Source organism: Pseudomonas sp. RIT778 (assembly GCF_019718735.1).
In the GTDB taxonomy this organism is placed as follows: domain Bacteria; phylum Pseudomonadota; class Gammaproteobacteria; order Pseudomonadales; family Pseudomonadaceae; genus Aquipseudomonas; species Aquipseudomonas aphyarum.
In genome coordinates this window covers 17,234-35,623 of sequence record NZ_JAIHBA010000027.1, presented here as the reverse complement: position 1 = coordinate 35,623, position 18,390 = coordinate 17,234, and the positions used below count along the sequence as shown (strand labels likewise).

Sequence of the window (18,390 nt, the reverse complement as noted above, 5' to 3'; positions counted from 1 at the left end):
TCAGGCCCCTTTTTGCCGGTCGATCCGCAGGCGGTACTGGAACGCATCGCCACGGTAGTAAAGGTGTTCGAAGTCCAGCGGCTGGCCGTTGGCGTCGTGGGTCAGACGTTCGATGCGCATGATCGGTGAGCCGGCCTCGACGTTCAGCGCCTGGGTCAGGTCGCTGTCGGCCAGTACCGCATCGATGGCCAGATCCGCGTGGCCGAGGGCGATGCCGCAGTCGTTTTCTAGGATCAGGAAGATGTCGCGGGTCACCAGATCGGCCTTCTCCAGCCGCTCGCCGACGGCTTTGGGCAGGTAGGTGATTTCCAGCGAGATCGGCTCACGGTTGATCAGGCGTACGCGTTTGATCTGCGCGACGATTTCGCCTTCAGCGACCTGCAAACGCTCGGCGACCAGTTTGTCGGCGGCGATAAATTTGAAGCTGCGCAGGCGGTTGATCACCTCGTAGCCGCGGCCGGTCATGGACTCGGCGAGGCCTTGCAGGGTGCTGACGTTTTGAAAGGTCTTGGGTTTGGCGACGAAGGTGCCTTTGCCGTGGATCTTGAAGATCAGCCCTTCTTTCTGCAGATCGCCCAGGGCCTGGCGCACGGTGATGCGGCTGACCTTGAACAGCGTGCCGAGCTCGCTTTCGGACGGCATCTGGCTGTCTTGCGGGTATTCGCCGTCGAGAATCCGGGCGCGCAGCACGTCGCGCAGTTGGGTGTGCAGCGGGACGCTGCCTAAGGAGAGAACGTTATCGGTCATCACGGGATCACTTGTTATAACGAGTTATGACGTGATCTTAGAGACGTTATGACAAGCTTGAGAAATATTGTTTGGGCATAACCTTAGATGCGCCTTCAGTGGCGCTTGAGGATCTGATCCATGACCCAATCGGTCTTGAGGGCTTCGGCGGCGATTGCCGGGTGCTGCGACTCACCGCGAATCTGCGCGTTCATGCCCAGCACGTGGTGCCACTGGATGTGATCGTGATGGGGGATTTCCAGACTGATGTGTTCACCGGCGTGCAGCTCGACCGGATGCTCGTCGAACACCGAAAACCCGATCCGCCCTTGGCTGCCGATGATCTCGACCCGATCCTCGCGCCGGTCCGCAACGAAACTCCAGCAGCCCATGCCCAACGCGCCCGAGGCGAATCGCCAACTGGCGCTGACCGCATCTTCCGCCGCATACAACCCGGCCTGGCGTGCGGTGAAGCCGGCGACTTCGACGATGTCGCCGAGCAGGTACTGGAACAGGTCAAAGCCATGGCTGGCCAGATCCGCGAAGTACCCGCCACCGGCCACCGCCGGATCGGTGCGCCAGTTTGCGCTGCCGTCCAGATCCTTGGGCGATGGTGCCTTGGTCAGCGTCCAGCTCAGATGCCGCACTTCACCGATACGTCCCTGCTCCAGCCATTGCCGAACCTGCTGGAAACGCGGCAGTGAACGACGGTAATAGGAGACGAACAGGTGCAGACCCGCATCAGCGAACACCTGCTGCATCTCGCGGCTTTGCCCGGCGTTGAGGGCCATGGGTTTTTCCACGCAGCAATGCTTGCCGGCGGCGGCGACTTTCAGGCTGTAGGCGTGGTGGCTGTCGGGTGGCGTGGCGATGTACACCGCGTCCACCTCGGGGTCGTTGATCAGGGCATCGACGTCGGTGTAAGTCCGGGTAATGCCGTGGCGCGCGGCGTAATCGGTCACTGCTTCGAGGCGTCGCCCCATGACGGCCACCAACGCCGAACCGGGCGCCTTGTAGAAGGCCGGCCCGCTCTTGCGTTCAGCGACACTGCCGCAACCGATCATGCCCCAACGCACCACGTTCATGCTTGTGCCTCAGCCGATGCGCAGTGCGCGCAGATCGAGGTGGCCGTTTTGCAGCGGCGGGCACCAGTAGTAACCGCCGGTGATCGGCCGGCTGATGCGGTACAGACCGTCGGTGATGCCGTCTTCCAGACCGCTCATGCGGCGCAGTTGTGCTTCGAAGGCATCGAGGGAAAAACCAAAGGCCAGGAACATCAGGCCGGCGCGGTCACCTTCGATCCACGGCATCGAACGACGCACTACGAAGGCTTCCGGGGCAAAGCTTTCCTGGGCGGTGCGTTTGACGTGGGCGGACACCGGGGCGTCGTCGATCTCTTCGTTGTCGCTCAGGCGACGGCCCATGATGTTGTCCTTGTCCTCGGCGGACAGCGCATGGAAACCCTTGAGGTCGTGCTGCCATTGCTGGATCGCGGCAAAGCTGCCACCGACCAGACCCTCGGCGCCTTCACTTTGCAGTGCGGCGGCGACAGCGGCTTCGTCATGCGGGTTTTCGGTGCCGTCTTCATAACCGGTGAGGTCATGGCCGTCCTTGTGGCGGAAGGCTTCCTGCATCTGCACCAGACGCAGCGCCGGGGCCAGTGCGGCCTCAAGTGCGGTGCTGCGATTGAGCAGATCGCCACGGTCGACACCGTGCAGCCAGACCCACATGGCGTGCTGGGTGGACGGGTTTTCCACGCCAACGCCAGTCAGCGCCGGGAAGCTGCGCAGGCCGTCGATGTTCACATTCAAGGCCTTGGCCAGGGATTCACCGAAACCGACCACCGCCGACTTGCCGTCCACCAGATTCAGCAGGTTGTCGATCGCCTGCGGCAGCGCTTCAACCGACTCGAGGGCAAAAAACAGGTGACGTGCTTGTGGCGGAACTGGGGTGGCGAGGATGCCCGGCTGGTAGTAACTCATGTCGACTCCTTGGAAAGAGCGCGGAGTTTAACTGTAGCCGGAGGGTTTGTGGGGGATCAGATGACGCACTCGCTGCGCCACGCACTCGGGCTCTTCCCCGTCCAGCGCTTGAACGCCCGCCGAAAACTGCGCACGTCGCTGTAGCCGACTTCCTCGGTAATCCGCTCGATCGGCATCTCAGGATTGGCCAGCAAACTCATGGTGCGTGCCTGCCGCACTTGCTCCAGCAACGCCTCAAACGTTAGCGAATGTTCAGTCAACCGCCGACGCAAAGTACGACTGCTCATGTTCAAGTCACCAGCAATCTTTTCGATGTGACTGCCCCGGCTCAGATCCCGGGCAATCGCCCGCTCCACAGCCTGGATCAGATCAAGCTTCTGATGAACCTGCGCCGCCTCCAGCTCCAGCAACTTGACCGCCTGACGCAGCGCCAGCGAATGGTGGTTGGGCAGGTTCACATCCAGCCACTGCACGTCGATCAGCATGCGATTGTGCAGACACCCGAAACGCACCTCCGGCCCCAGCAGCCGCCGGTATTCATCGACGTAATCCGGCGCGGCGTGCATGAACTCCACGGCAATCGGCTTGAACGTCTCGCCCACCAGCGCCCGGCCATAGACCAGCAGGCTGGCGAAAAACTCTTCAACCGCAAACACCTGCACTTCGGCGAATGGCAACCGGCATTCGACGTCGACGTACACCTGATCGCCCACCACATCGACGCTGGAAACCACGATCCCGCCGGAAGTGTGCTGATGCCGAACCCCGATTTCGAACGCGTCGCGCAAGGTCTTGCACAGCGACAGTACATGCCCCAGCAGCCCCAGCGTCCCGAGCACGTTCTGCGCGCCGACCCACAGGCCCAGCCCCTGATTGGGCAAAGCTTTAAGCGCACGCTGGATCATGGCAACGGCCTGGCGGTAGGAAATCCGCTGTGCCGGATCCTGCAGGTCTTCGAAATCAAAACCCAGGCCACGGCACAGACTCTGCGGCTCGATGCCCTTGTTGGCGGCGACTTCGGCCAGGGTTTGCAGGAGAAATGGCGACACCAGCGCCAGTTCGAAGGTGGGGTCTTGGACTTTTACGTTCATGGAGGCTGACATTCCGGATCACGCTGAATTGTTATTTTTGTAACCGGTTATGTCGAAGGAAGTTAGCACAGGGTTGACGGGCTGTCCGCAGAAGTCCCCTTCCGTGTCCGCCAATACCCTGCCCTGACGTGCGCCAAGGGCTTATTTCTATAGTGGCCGGGCGCCCTGCGTGCCGGCGTTGCGCCCAAACACAATAATAATGAGGACGGACATGACCCCGAACCGCGCGACATTCCCTGTGCGACTGGCGCTGAGCCTGCTCGGCTGCGCCGCGACCCTGCCGGCGCTGGCCACCGAAGCCGGCGTCGACAACATCGGCCCCGGCACCGACGGTTTCTTCATGCTGCCGATGGAGGTCGACAGCCTTCCGGAGAACATGGTCGCCTTCAACCTCTACTACAACCACTACAAGGCGCGGAAGCTCAACATCAGCTCGTTCGGCGGCAAGGTGCCGAATGTCGAGATCGAGTCCACTGCCGTGATCCCGCGTCTCGACTACCTGAGCCCGGTGCGGATCTTCGGCGGGCGCCTGGCCGGTTACATCGCCCAGCCGTGGCTCAAGCAGGAAGTCTCGGTGTTCGGCCTGAGCGACACCCGCGAAGGCATGGGCGATACCACCATCGCACCGATCATCCTGTGGGACATGGGCAAGGACCTGACCCTCGGCGCCGCCGTGGAAATCACCGTGCCCACCGGCGAATACAGCGTCGATCGCCTGGCCAACACCAGCAACAATTTCTACACCTACAGACCGCTGTTTTCCTTCACCTGGCTGCCGACCGAACGCACCGAGGTGTCGATGAAGACCACCTACAGCTTCAACGAGAAGAACAAGGACACCGACTACAAGTCCGGGCAGATCTTCCACTTCGATTACTCGGCCAGCTACAAGATCACCGACGACCTGATGCTCGGCATCAACGGCTACTACCTCAAGCAGACCACCGACGACAAACAGTTCGGCCACACCGTGCAGTTCGCCGGCGAAGACGTGAACGACGGCGTACGCGGCAAGGTGTTCGCCATCGGCCCGGCGCTGCACTTCACCTTCCTCAAGTACGCCAGCGCCGAGATTCGCTGGGCCAAGGAGTTCGACGTAGAGAACCGGCCGGAGGGGGAAATGTTGTGGGCGAAGGTGAGTATTCCGTATGCGTTCTGAGTGCGTTTGTAGGAAGGCGTGCGCGGATTTGTAGGCTGAAAACCTGAAAAACAGAAGGTAGGAATAGGCCTACAGCGGCGGTCGAGATTGCCGGACAACGGTGGGAAACGTCCGGCAGATTTCAAAGGGGTGCTTGCAGATACTGGGCTTCGTTATCCCATGGTTCTTCAAGGGCTTATGGGGTGCATCGTCTGCCAGTGACGACAATGGACCATTCCCCCTTAAACTGCTGAAATTGATCACGGAGATCACTATGAGCTTATTACTTTCCCCGTATTACTCTGACTTCGAATCCGAAGAAGAGGCCGAGAGCTACGATCGCTGGTTTCGTGCCAAGGTGCAGGCTGTACTGGATGATCCTCGCCCGGGCATTCCCCATGAGGAAGCCATGGTGCGGCTCGACCAGTTATTAGAAGAGAGACGCAAGAATCGACGCGCTGCCGCTTGAATGGAGCGATCAAGCTCTGGACGATCTGGCTGACATTATCGATTACGTTGAACAATACAACTCAAACGCTTCAGTGGCTCTGCAGCACAAGGTTGGTGCAGCAACGCAAAGGCTTTCATCAATTCCCTACGGTTACCGATCCGGTCGAGCGCCAGGCACTCGGGAAATGGTAGTCAATCCAAACTATCTGCTGGTCTATCGAGTGAACGGGCGCATCAAAATACTGACGTTAGTCCACACCCGACGACAATACCCACGGATCTCATCAACATAAAAAAAAGGGCGGCCAAATGGCCGCCCGAAGCGTACTACACGAGAGTCCTTTACAACGTCAGCTGTCCCCGCTCCTCTTCGGTCAGCTGTTGTTTCGCCTGTTCATCCAGCGCCCCGGCGCCCAGCACCTGCACCGGGCTGTTGGGGTTGTAGCCCGGCGTCGGCGCGCGGCTGGCGCCGTCTCGGGTCGGGGCCAATTGTTCGTTGCCGAAGCTGAGTACCTGCACGGTGAATACCGAGGCCTGGTTCTGGCGCGACGCGGCCTGTTGCTGACGGGCGACGTCTTCCGCCGCCTGGGTTGCCGACGATGCAGCGGAACTGGCAGAGGTGATCGCCCCGGTGTTGACCGCCGAAACCACCGGCACACCGGTCGCCTTGCCCTGCACCGAGATGTTGGCGGCGTTGACCACCGTCAGCGCGGCAATGTTGACGTTGCCCGAGACGCGAATCCCCGCCTCGCCCGCATCGATGGTGCCCAGCGGCGCGATCAGGTCGATGTCCCCCGGCGCCACTTCGGCAATCGGGTTGAGCGTGGCGATACCGGCGCCGGTGCTCGGCACCGATGGCGAAAGGGTCACGTTGCCCCAGGTGTCGTACACGCGTTTCGGCGGGGTGTAGACCACGGTGGTTTTCGAGCCGCGACCGGCGTTGATGTCGCCCTCGGCGGACCAGCCGAGAATCGAACCGCCAAAGGTGGTCATGATCCGGCTCTGCCCCAGCAGAATGCTGCCCTGGGAATAGAGCTGAATGTTGCCCGAACCCTGGGTGATGATCCCCGCCGTGGACGGCGGCGCCGCGCCTTCAATGCCGAACACCTGACCACCGCCCGGTGTGAGCATCTGGATATCGCCGCCGAACAGCGTCTTGACCCCGGCGCCGCCATAAAGAGTGATGTCGCCGTCGTAGCGGATCGGATTACCGGCCACATCGGTAGTCGGGAACAGCGAAGCAATGGCGTTGCGACCTCGTAGGTAACTGCCTTTGCGCGGGCCATCGGCGTCGTTGTACTCCAGGCCACCGGCTCGCAATTCGGCGAAGTACACCTGGCGGGCGAAGATCGCCTGCTCGGCACTTGGCAACGCGGCGAAGAAGGCTTGCGCCTGCTCTGCGTTGCCGCTGAAACCGTAGCCGAGGGTCAGCCAGCTCTGCAGCTCGTCGAGGTAAGTCTTGACCACTTTGCCTGGCTGCCCGTTGAGTGACGCATTCGGGTCGGCGAGGTTCTGCGGGTTCAGGTAACGGGTGATGAACCGCGAATAATCCGGACCTTGCGCCCCGGCCCCCGCCTGCAATACCACGCTGGCGCCCGGTTGTTTATCGCCTGCGACCAGCGAGCCGAGGCTGGTGATGCTGGCGCGGTTTTCCATGAGGATGTTACGCCCTGCATTGATATCGAGGACACCGGGCCCGGCGATATCGAAGCTGCTGTAGAGAATGTCGCGACCCGCCGACACCCGCGATACGTCTCGTGGGTCATTGTGGACGAACAGGTTGCCGGTGGACGTGATGTTTTCGCGGTTGATACCCATCTCTTCGGGCTGCACGGAGGTTGGCTGTCCAAGATTGGTCCCTGACGCGACGATGTCACGACCGGCGATCATCCAGACCGGCCCGGCGGCCTCATACCAGGTACGTTTGGATATTTCGAAATTCAAGGTCTCACCTGTGCGTACACCCACCAGATCACCGGTCAACGCATAGAAGCGTGCAGGCTGCTGAACATTGCTCAATCCCGAATAGCTGTTGGGACCGAATGCGAACAACGGGTAACGCGTGTTTCCGTCCGGAACAACACCGTCGCGGCTGTAATTGCTGGCCACCAGTGTTCCTTGCGAATTGGCATCAAAGCGATTGAACGCCGGATTGAATGGTGTAGCGATGGCCAAAGGACTGGCACCGGATTGATTGATCGCATAGCCACCCGCGTAGATCGAGTCACCCGCCAACAATTCCAGCTGACCTGACTGCGCCGGCGCCAGCAGCAACGAATAGGCTTTAAACGGGTTGTTGCCAAGTCCGCCGTCAAAAGCGGCAGACGGACCGGCATAAATGGACCCCTGCCCCGCCACTGCCCGAAGGATGGAGGGATAGACGAACCGGCCGTCCGTAGGCGAAGTGTTTCGCCCAGTGATCAGATTGTTGGAACCGTCGAACTCTGCGATCTGCGTACTGGGCGTGAGATTGCCCCCTGCCGAGAACAGGTCGATCGCCGTATGGTCGGTCCACAACGAAAAACCACTCAGGATCCCGCCTCTCCTGGTGTCCCCATTGCTGTCGAAAACAGGGGTTGCGTTCTGCAGGCTCACTCGCCCCGGATCGCCGGCCCCGCCCAACACCAGATCGCCACGGGTGCTCAGGCTCATGCCCGAGTCGCCGGGAATCAATACCAGGCCACCGGAAGCTTTGCTGAGCGTGGAAGTAAACGGATCGAAAGCGCGCGTCTCCCGCGGGTCATTAAATTGCGAGGCCGCGCCGTATTGCAGATCAATTCCGCCCACAGCCCCGCCACTCAATTGTGCCGCGCCGCGCAGGTTGATCAGCGCACCTTGCAGATCGTGGAATGGTCGCGCCGTGCCGGTATCACCCGCCCGGGCTTGCAGCGACGGGTTGAGCTGACCGCCTATGCGGATATCCATGTCACCGCCACCGGTCATCTGCACGCTACCATCGCTGCCGATTCTGCCTGTGCTGCCGACTGCCACGATCAGCCCTTGACTGCGCAGGTAATTGCGCGAATCGCCCATGGGCTTCAACAGGCCCGCGTCAGCCCCGGCGCGCAAACTGATGTTGCCGCCGCCCAGCGTACCAAAACCGGTAAACCCCACCAGGTACGGATCGGTGCTGGTTGAGTTCGGTATCGGCTGAGTGATGTAACTGCCGAAGTTGATCCACCAGGCGGTTGGAACATCGGCGCTGCCCGTCCCCTGGCGCCACAGCCAGTTACCGACGGCGACGCTGGCGATCTGGTCGCGGAAACCGCCGGAAGTGGTTTGCTCTTTATGCCCTACCGAGTCGCCGGAAATCGATCCACCGGCATTGACCGTGAGGTTACCGCCCAGCTGTGGGTACCAGGCCTGATAGAGGCTGTCAGTACCACCGTTGACCCATTTTTCGTAGTCGGCCCCCGTGCTGCCCAGAACCGAGTTGGTATCGGAAAGGTGCCCGCGTGGCTGGTTATAGAGCGGATCGACATTGGCCGACTGCGTCCCTGCGGTGTACACACCAAAAGGCGAGTCCATGCTCAGATTGCCCGCCGCGATCAAGTCGAGATCGCCCGTACCGGTGCGCAGCACACTGAACATCTGGGTGTGAGCCTTGGCGGATTTTTGCGGATTGTTTTCCAGGCACAATTCCGGCATCAGTTCGCAGAGGATCAGGTAGTCATCCGGAACGGGCTCGTAATCGGCGCCCATGCCACTGCCCGGTGCCCAGACCCAGCGTGCCATCGGCGCGCAATCGCCAGGGCCGATCTCGCACAGAATCAGGTACTCCTCGGGGATCGGTTCATAGGCGGGGAAGCCATACTGGTTGCCGACGGCCCAGACCAGTTTCGCGGCACCTTGAGTGACCGTCACGCCATAGTGCGTATCCGCCAGTCGCAAATTGCCTTCGCTGGTCACCGGTTTGACCATGCGGTTATCGGCGGCCTCAAGATCGGCACCGGCCACCACACGCATCGACCACGACGCACTGCCCGACGGCAACATGCTCGCCACTGCCCAGTTCTTGCCCTGCTGCGTACCATTGAACGGGCGCAACTCGATCAGTGACGTACCGTCGGCCAGCTTCACGTCCGTCATTGACGGAATCAGCGACCCGCGCAACAAGGCCAGTGAACCGCTCAACAGAACGCCGCCAGTGTTGCCGGTGTCTGCATCGACAGTCCCGGGAAGCGGCACGCCCTTGGGCCAGGTCATCGCGTCCAGTGCGGTCGCCTTGTTCAGGCGAATGCCTGCACCCAGACGCGTAGTGGCTGGCATGGTCACGCTGTCGCTGAGCAATGTTCCTGCGGCGTACAGCAGATTGCCGTTCTGGTCGTGAATGGCGCCAGCCAGCACCGTACCGGCGCTGAAGGTATAGGATTCTTTCAAGGTCACCTGACCTGGCAGCAACGTACCGCTGGCGAAGGTCGCACTCTGAATCGCCACGTCATAGTTCAGCGTTGCACCCACCGGGAACCTCGTCCCCTCGGCCAGCGAAACACCGGTGCCCGGAACGATCAGATCGCCGCCAAACGGCTGTACACCGGCAATCAGTTTCCAACCGGCATCATCGACGGTTTCCGGTGGCGGGGCGAAGCCGTCGTTGATGCTGCCGTAAATATCGAGGTTGCCGCCGGCACGGATCACCAGGCTGCCAGCCTCCCCTGAACCGTAAACGGCAGGGTTCAGCCGCGTGTGCGGATTGAGACTGGCGTAGCGATAGCCCGAAAGGTCCAGATCGCCCTCCACCACCAGATCACCGTCGGCAGTCTTGCTGGCGATTTCCACGCCCGGCCGCAGATGGAATGCATCGGCGTAGGTGGCGTTGTTCAGCCCGGCCAGTTTGCGTTGCAGCAGATCACTGTTGCCCAGCGCGGCGTTGATGAAGTTGTTGCTGTCACCGTGAATGCGATCGAGCATGGCTTGATCGATGACCTGATAAGGCCGCCCGCTGACGGCCTGATCGACACCATCACGGGCATCGGTGTAACGGCGCACACCATTGAGCCCGATAGAACGCGCGCCCTGAATGGTCAGCGCACCACTGGCGTCGATGGCGATGTCATTGCTGCCCAGGCGTGGCGCGTTCAGTTCCAGCATGCCGCGCAGCATTCCGTCATGTTGCCCTGCGAGGAAACCGGGCACGGCATCGGTGCCGTGACGCAGGTCGATGCGTGCGCCGCTGCCCAGCGTGAGCACGCCATCGCCGGAACCGAGTTCGACCGTGGCACGGTTCGGCGCATCGATGATCTTGCCGTAGCTGTCCACCCGCAGCACGCGACCATGGGCATCGAGCACGCTGTTGCCCGCGAGGGTCAGACCGTTTTTCGCCGACAGACGAATGCTGCCGACACGTTCACCGCTGGCATCGATCAGACCGGCCACCGTCAGGCTGCCATTGTCCACCGACACATTGACTTCGCCAGCCTTGAGACCGTCGCCGATCACCAGATTGCCCTGCTTGAGTTGCAGGCTGCGACTGCCGAACACCTGACCTGCGTTCAACCGCTGATTGAGCGCCGCGAACTGCTCAGTGGCGTCACCGCCCAGGCGTTGAGCACGAATGTCCACGCCCCCGGCCTTGTACGGCACCAACGTGCCCCCGGCGTCGTAGTAACCGCTGCTACCGCCGACAATCTCGCCTTGCAGGTCGACCATCCCGGCTGCGTCCGCCAATGCGACGACGCTGAGGTTGCCGGCCTGATTGTTCTGCGCCGACAGATCGATGCGCGAGCCCGCGGCCTGACGGATATTGCCGTTGGCGCTGTACAGCGAAACATCGCCGCCCCAGCTGTACTTGCTGACATCGTTGAACGGCAAGGTGCGCCCGGCCATATCCAGCACGGCTCCGCTGCCCAGGGTCAGATCGCCCTCGGACTTCACCGTCAGCTTGCCGCTGGCCAATGCGATACGGCTGTCGAGCACGACGTTGCGGGCTTCAAGATTCAACTCCGCCCCCAGGGCATTGGCCACCCCGACAGCCCCGGCGCCACTGAGCGTCAGGCTGTTGCCGGCCTTGAGCAGACTGACCGATGCCGCTTCACCGGTCAGCAACGGTGTGCGCAGATTCAGATTGCCGCCACTGTAGGTGTAGCCTTTGACCGGGTCGTAAACGCCCTGCTGCTGATAAACCGCCAGGCTGCCTTTGTGATTGGCGGTGATACGGTCGCTGGCGCTAAGATTGACGTTGGCAAAACCCAGCGCCAGACGATTGTTCTGATCCAGACCATTGGGTTGTGGCATCGGCCCGTAACCCAGCTCGATGCGTTGCGCCTGAATATCCAGCGTGCCCTTTCCGGTGCCGGCCCCCTCTTTGATCACCGTGCCCGGGTTTTGAGTGGCACCGTTCCAGATCAGATTGCTGGTACGGATGGTCGCCACATCATTGGCATCGCCCAAGCCGTAAATCGCGGGTGTCACGAGTAACAGATTCTGCAACTTGCTCTGACCGGTCTGCGGATCCAGCGTATCGAGGGTCACGCTGCCAAAGAAGTTGATTGCATCGCGAGCGGTCAGGCTCAGGGTTTCAAGGGCTGGCGCACCATACTGGGTGTCGCCGCGTAACAGGCGGTCAAGCACAGTCGGGTTCAGTACCAGGCCATTGGGTACGCGGTTGCCTGCCGCCGCCAGCGACGCTGCATTACCGACATTCACCGCGCCAACGGCGAGCGCCAGGTGTCGGGTACCGAAACGTACTGTCTCACCCAGTTCGAACTGATCGTTGGTGGCGGCGGTAATGCTGCCATTGGAATAAAGCAGCGCCGGGTTGCTGCATGCGCCCGACGCACAGGTGCCGATACGAACGTTGCCGCCGCTGCCGAGGTCGGGTGCCAGCACGTTGGTCCAGCCGTTGGACACCAACAACATGCTGGCGGCCCCCGGTTTATAGAGATAGCCATCCGCGGAGTCATAGGCGACATTGCCGCGTCCCAGCGTATTGATGCCCGCCCCCGCCTCGACCGTTATCCCGCCGCCGCCCGATGTTGTGCGCAACAGGACTTCCGGCGCCGACAACACGGCCCCTTCACGCAGAACGATGCTGGAGTTATCACCCAGGAAACCGATGAGATTACCTTCCACGGTGTACCGCACATTCGGCATTGCACCGACGGTCAGACGTCCTGCATTCAGGTTGTTCAGGGTATCGGCATAGAGAGAGACGCCTTTGAAACCTTCGGTGGGTGCATGCCCTGCACCCAGTATTTCAAAATCTGCGCCGGCGTTGCCACTGCGTACCACCGCTGTGCCAACCCTGCCATTTTCGGCTGCCGCGAATAACGCGCTACCCGCGAACTGAAGCGCAATGTCTTGCTTGCCACCCGCGACAAGACGCAAATCCAGCGTCTTGCCATCCATCGATGCCAACGCCCTTGGCACGCCACGGCGCGCGGCGTCGCTCTGGATAAATGCAGTGAATCCGGTTTCGTTGTACTGCGAATAACGGCGCAACACGTCCGCCGACGTCAGAATGACCTGACTGGCCAGACTGTCGCGCAGCCCGGTATTGGCAATCGACATCTGTGCGTTGCTGGTCCACGACCCATTGCGCATTTGCAAAGAGCCTGCCGTCGCGCCTGGCGCGGCCTGACCATTGACCTCGACCCGGAACGCGCCAGGCAGCAGCGCAAAGGTAGAAGGCAACAGTGTGTAAGTGCCCGCCGGCAGCCCCGGCACACCGCTGCCAAGGGTGATTTGCTGGCCGATACGCGGGTCCACCGCACCGGCTTCGGCGAGCACGGGCGCGTAGGTACTCTGATTGCCCGGAACAATGGCGTAGACAGGGTTGCTTGCCAGCCCCGGCAAGCTGAACGTACCGTCAGCGGCGTTGCGTACCAGCGGGTTGAAACGCGCATCGGTCGAGCCGCCACGCCCGGAAACGAAACCGGCGCCGCGCAGATCGCCACCGCCCGAAAGGTCAATGATCGCGCCGCTCTGTACGTCAATGAATTGCGAGCGGATTGCCACGCCTGTGTTCTCGCCCGTGATCCCCTCAAGGGCGACGGACTTGCCGTTGTAAAGGTAGTCGATGCCATCGGTGGTGCCGCCATACGGCATGACCAGGCCGTCAGCGCTGACCGAGGTCAGGCTGCCGGGAAGCAGATGAACCTCGCGGGTCTGGGTCAGCAGGTCGTCACCCAGGGAAATCTGGCCCAGCGGTGCGCGAATCACCCCTCCCTGCTCGACGTATCCGCCATACAGACTTAATTTGCCGAACACCGAGTACGGCAATGCAACGGGCGCCGCACCCCGTCCGCTGATGCGCAACGTGTGCGCCGGCGCCGTAATCGAGCCCTGATAACCGACACGCACTTCAGCCTGGACGCCGCTGGCGGGATAAATCTGTGCAGCGCCAAGGCTCAAGTCACCCGGCGTCCACAGGCGGGTCTTCTCCGCGCCATCGGTCTGTGCCAGGAAACGCAGATCACCGCTGCTGTCGAGCGATACCTGGCCAAAAGCCCTTCGGCTGTATTCAGCGGCAGGTCCGCTGACTTGCCGGATCACGCCCTGGGTACCGAACGACAGACCGTTGCTCAGATCCAGCAGATTCGCTGATGCATTGAAGCTGGCCTCTGACAGTCGGGTCGTCGGATTGAGTGTTGCCTGAGGTCGAACCTTACCGACGATGCCGTAGTAGGTGCCGACTCCGGACAGGCGCAGATAGGGTGCGCTGACATCGACACGCGTTGCATCGTTCGACGACTCGGCCAGAGACAAGGCGCCCGCATACAGGCTCAGGCTCTGATTCATGTGCAGATTCACGTCACCGTCGAACGACAGCAGACCGTTGCTGAGCAGACTCAGGTTATCGAAACCACCACTCATCAAACCATCGGCACTCAAGCGCGCCTGCCCATAGCGCAAACCGTCAGCGCTTTGGCCGGGTTCCAGATCCGATCCCAATCGCTGATCAGGCGCGCCTTGAGCAATGATCATCTCCCTTGGCGCTCGCACCTTGTTGTCCGCAGAGTCCGCGTACAACGGTGATTCCAGGGCAATGTCCAGACGTCCTCCAGCGGCCCCGAGACCACCCGCCACCGCACGCAGACTGCCCTCGATGAACAGACCGTTGTAAGAACTCAGGCTGATGCGACCACCGTCAGTGGCGATGCGGGTCGGACCCTGGCCGGCGATATCGAGCAACGCCTCTGCACCCGAGGCATCCAGCCGTGCGCCTGGTCGTACGATCACGTAAGCATCGGCAGCGGTGGCTGTGGCGAGCTTCGAGTCGATCTCGCCGCCGATGACGATGCTGCCGCCCTTGCCCACCTGGCCATAGGTGCGCCCCAGAACGTCCGTTGCGGTACTGACTTGGCCGGATACATCCAGCACGGCCTGCTCACCGATCCAGATCGAACGGTCATGGGCCTTCGGATCGGCAACCAGGATGGACGTCGCCGGCTTGATCGAGCCGAACTGTTGCTGACGGATGTCAATCGTGCCGCCCCTTGCATATAGCTCACCACCGACGGTGATCTGCCCGGCGCCACGCAGTTTGATGCTTTGTCCCGGGTCGACGCTGATGCGCGAGCCACGGCCCAGCGTCAGGGTGCTGTTAGCGGCATCGATCAGGTCGTCCAATGTCGCGCCACCTTGCAACGTCAGGCTGGCACCGGCGCGTTGAGTCAGAACGCCCTTGGTCGGGTTTTCCTGGAACAGCGTCGGAGTCCACAGCTCCAGCGCCGTACGCGGATCAACGCCGCTGATCTCGTTCGGTGCCGCATCGCCGAAACGGTAGACCGGCATGGTCACGTCGATTGCGGTGCCTTCGGCAACTTCGAGTCCGCTCAGGCCGATCAGGTTGTAGGCGGAGAATCCCTTGTCGAACAGATCAGCGGACAGCAGCAGGGTGTTGTCCGCCAGGGCTTTATCCGTTTGCCCGACGAGTATTTTGTTGGCCTGCACCGTCAGGGTGCCGCCACCCGTGACGCCGTACCCGCGCAGTTCGCCATCGAGGTTCAGATGGGTTTTGCCTGGTGCAGAAATAGCGCTCGACTCCAGCGTCAGGTCGCCGCCCTTGCCGCCCCGGGTTTTGCCATTGGCAAGCACGGCACCACCGGAAGAGACATCGAGCAGGCTGCCGGCAGCGACGTCGATATCGCCGCTGCTGCGGACCGATATCAGGCCACCGTTCAGATACGCCAGGCTGGCGTTATCGTCCGGGTTGGTGCGCAGGTTGCTCCACAGGCCTCGGGTGTCGAGAAGCACGCCTTCGGCGATGCGGGTTTGTGTCGCCTTGTCGGTTTTGGCCGCCAGGCGAGTGTCGGTATTTGTACCGCCATTGAACTGATTGAGTACGTTGCCCAGGCGCAGACTGCCACCGCGAGCAGTCAGATCGGCGCCGACCTGCACATCCGGGGCGTAGAGGGTGATGTCGCCACCGCTGTCGACCGTAAGCGCACCGTCAACGGCGATCTGGTCCTTGGCCGAAACCTTGAGCGCACCGAGGCGGAATCCGTTGAGCTGATCGTTGTCGAGATACAGCTTGCCCTTGCGGGTATCGGACACCGCGCCGGTCAAGTCAAGATCATTGCCGGCGACCGGGCGCGTGCCACCGATCTGCACCTGATCGAGCAATGGATTGAGGGTGTAGAGCAGACCGTTCGACGCCGCGACGAAGGTCGGGTCGTAACTGCCGACAATCAATTGCGCACGCCGGGCCAGTGCGGTCTGACTCTGCTGATAACCGTCGAGCACCGGTTTCGGTGCCTGATTCTGCCGCTCGCCCTGATACACATCACCGATCATCTGCCCATCAAGCACGGCGCTGGCAGTGGAAATCACCAGTTGCCCGGCATCGCGGCCCACGGTGTAACCCGACTCGAAGCGCGAACGCGGGGCGATCAGCGGGTTGTAGAAGTAGCTGGTCTGGCCCCAGCGCTCGCTGTTGTCTTCATAACCTTTGTACAAGCCGGTGTAGAGCAGATCCCCCGGCGCACGAGAGACTTCGTACAAGCGCCCGTCTGCGCCACGCAGCCAGCTCTGGCGGATCTGCCCGCTCTGTACATCCAGGGTGCCGCCGGACAGGTTGATCAGCGAACCCTTTTCGGTGACCACGTCGTTGCCGGCGAAACTCACCGTGCCACCCTGCGCCATCCACTCGCCGACGCTGTGACCCTGGGTGCCGAGATAACCACCGACTTCCAGCAAGCCGCCGGCGGTGTACCAGCGATCCGTGGCATAGCCGTTGGTGCCGGCCGGCACATACACCAGATCGCGCACATCGACCCAGATGTCGTTGCTGTTGAGCGCGCCCTTCTCGCGGTTGACCGACGCATCACGCTGCTCGTTGCCCTGCACGTTGATCTTGATGCTGTTGTTTTCCATCGCCACCTTGACGCCGATGGCACCGGACACATCGATCATCGCGCCGTCACGCACCAGACTGCGACGCTGCGCGCTGACCGCGACCTGGCCGCCTGTGGCGAGGGTGATGGAGCCGCTCTGGAACTCGACGCTGCCGCCACTCGAAATCTCGATACGCGACTGGTCGCCACGGATCCGGTTGTTGGCCGTGACGCCCGTCAGCGCGGCCTGATGCTGACTGTCGAGGGCGGTCATGTCGCTGCTGTCGAGCATGATCGCCGTGGCACTGCCCTGCCCCAGCGTCACACTGCCGTTGGTATCGGTGCTCGGGTTGGAAAGGTGAATCGTGCCCCGCGTCGCCACTGACGTGCTGGCGAGCAATACGCCGTTTTGCACCACCTCATGACCGGTCAGGGTGATGTCGCCCGTAGCGGACTGAATCAGCCCGTTGTTGCTGACCCTGCCCGCAACAGCACCGGCCTTGAAGCCCGGAATAACTTCACTGCCAAAGGTGGTCGACAGCGCATTGCCTTCAGTGCCCGAGCCCTTGCGGATGTAGAAACGGTCACCGGCGGCCAGCACGGTCTGACCCTTGGCAGTGCTGATGCTGCCGTCGTTCTGCACTTCGTTGCCGAGCAGCAGCGCATAGCCTCCGGCATCGGTGGAAGCCGACGGTTTATGGGTTTCAATCGAGGCGCCGCGCTCCACCAGCACTTTGCCGGCCGCATCGGTGAAGGTCGGCTGACTGCCGGTGCTGTCGAAATACAGACCCCGATCACGGAACTGGATATCGGTGATGTTCGCCGCTGCCGCTACCAGATTGCGCACGTTCACCTGACTGCTGCCGCTGAACACGATGCCGTTGCGGTTGATCAGCATCACCGTGCCGTTGCCCTTGATCTGGCCTTGAATCTGGCTGGCCCGGGCGTTTGGATCGTTGACCCGGTTGAGCACTGCCCAGTTCGACTGCTGGGCAAAATCGACCGTGGTGTTGCGGCCGACGTTGAAGGTTTCCCAGTTGAGGATTGCCTTGTCGGCGGTCTGCTCGATCTTCACCGTGGTCTTGCCATCGACCTGGGTCTGCTGCGGGCCTTTCGCGTTCTGCCAGCCCTGGGTCAGGCTGTTGTCGACTTTCAGACCGCCCTCACCCAGACCGTCCGGCACAAACTGCACCGTGCCCAACGCGGCGGCGCGCCCGGCCGCCTGCGCCGCCTGTTGCGCGGCAATTGCAGCGACCGTGTTGTTCAGGCTCTGAATCGAGCGCTGTAACTGCGCATTGGCCTTCTGCTGCTGGGCCAGCGGCGGTGTCATCCCCGGCAAACCACCCACGCTCGGACGCGCCGCCGCAGCCTGTTGCGCCGCGCCCTTGGCAGCAAACCAGCCCGAGCTGAACGCCGTCTGCGCCTGCGCGCTGCCCGCCACCAGACACAACGCCACCGCGTGCGCCAACGGTTTGAGCAACCACTGCGACGGCTCGACGGTTTCACGCTTGGAGGACAGAACGCTGGTACGACGACGGGATGGGCGAGCGAGCATCACTACGAGATCCTTTTTGATTGCCACACAAGGCCGCAGGCATGCAAAAACCTGCTGTTACGTCATAGGCAGTTGGCGAGGGGCGCGACCGAACGGATGTCACACAAACTTCATGATTGAGGTGTATCCAGCCAAAAAAAATGGCGGCAACCCGAAGGTTGCCGCCATTTCT

At 61.8% G+C, this 18,390-nt stretch carries 8 protein-coding genes; 3 read left to right on the top strand and 5 right to left on the bottom strand.

What is annotated here, in order from left to right:
* From K5E37_RS19300 to K5E37_RS19285, 4 genes are all read right to left on the bottom strand, one after another.
* Positions 1-747: a GntR family transcriptional regulator gene (locus tag K5E37_RS19300; protein ID WP_085603142.1), complete on the bottom strand. Its 747-nt coding sequence runs from the start codon at positions 745-747 to the stop codon at positions 1-3.
* 95 nt (positions 748-842) lie between these two features.
* A complete protein-coding gene (locus K5E37_RS19295; RefSeq protein WP_221534860.1) occupies positions 843-1,811 on the bottom strand; it encodes a Gfo/Idh/MocA family protein in 969 nt (322 codons plus the stop codon).
* Between the two features lie 9 nt (positions 1,812-1,820).
* Positions 1,821-2,708, bottom strand: a complete 888-nt coding sequence (locus tag K5E37_RS19290; protein WP_221534859.1) for a Dyp-type peroxidase — start codon at positions 2,706-2,708, stop codon at positions 1,821-1,823.
* Positions 2,709-2,764: 56 nt separating this feature from the next.
* Complete coding sequence (locus K5E37_RS19285; protein WP_085603136.1) at positions 2,765-3,799, bottom strand: AraC family transcriptional regulator; 1,035 nt, start codon at positions 3,797-3,799, stop codon at positions 2,765-2,767.
* 211 nt (positions 3,800-4,010) lie between these two features.
* Between K5E37_RS19285 and K5E37_RS19280 the strand changes: the two genes are divergently transcribed.
* The 3 genes from K5E37_RS19280 to K5E37_RS19270 all read left to right on the top strand — a co-directional run bounded on the left by K5E37_RS19280 (position 4,011) and on the right by K5E37_RS19270 (position 5,680).
* Positions 4,011-4,958: a transporter gene (locus tag K5E37_RS19280; RefSeq protein ID WP_221534858.1), complete on the top strand. Its 948-nt coding sequence runs from the start codon at positions 4,011-4,013 to the stop codon at positions 4,956-4,958.
* Between the two features lie 253 nt (positions 4,959-5,211).
* Complete coding sequence (locus tag K5E37_RS19275) at positions 5,212-5,406, top strand: stability determinant (protein ID WP_221534857.1); 195 nt, start codon at positions 5,212-5,214, stop codon at positions 5,404-5,406.
* A complete protein-coding gene (locus tag K5E37_RS19270) occupies positions 5,387-5,680 on the top strand; it encodes a type II toxin-antitoxin system RelE/ParE family toxin (protein WP_311776187.1) in 294 nt (97 codons plus the stop codon). Before K5E37_RS19275 ends, K5E37_RS19270 begins: the two co-directional genes overlap by 20 nt.
* A 49-nt stretch (positions 5,681-5,729) precedes the next feature.
* Here the strand turns inward: K5E37_RS19270 and K5E37_RS19265 are convergent, their stop codons facing one another.
* Positions 5,730-18,218, bottom strand: a complete 12,489-nt coding sequence (locus tag K5E37_RS19265) for a filamentous haemagglutinin family protein (protein ID WP_221534856.1) — start codon at positions 18,216-18,218, stop codon at positions 5,730-5,732.
* Positions 18,219-18,390 lie beyond the last annotated feature (172 nt).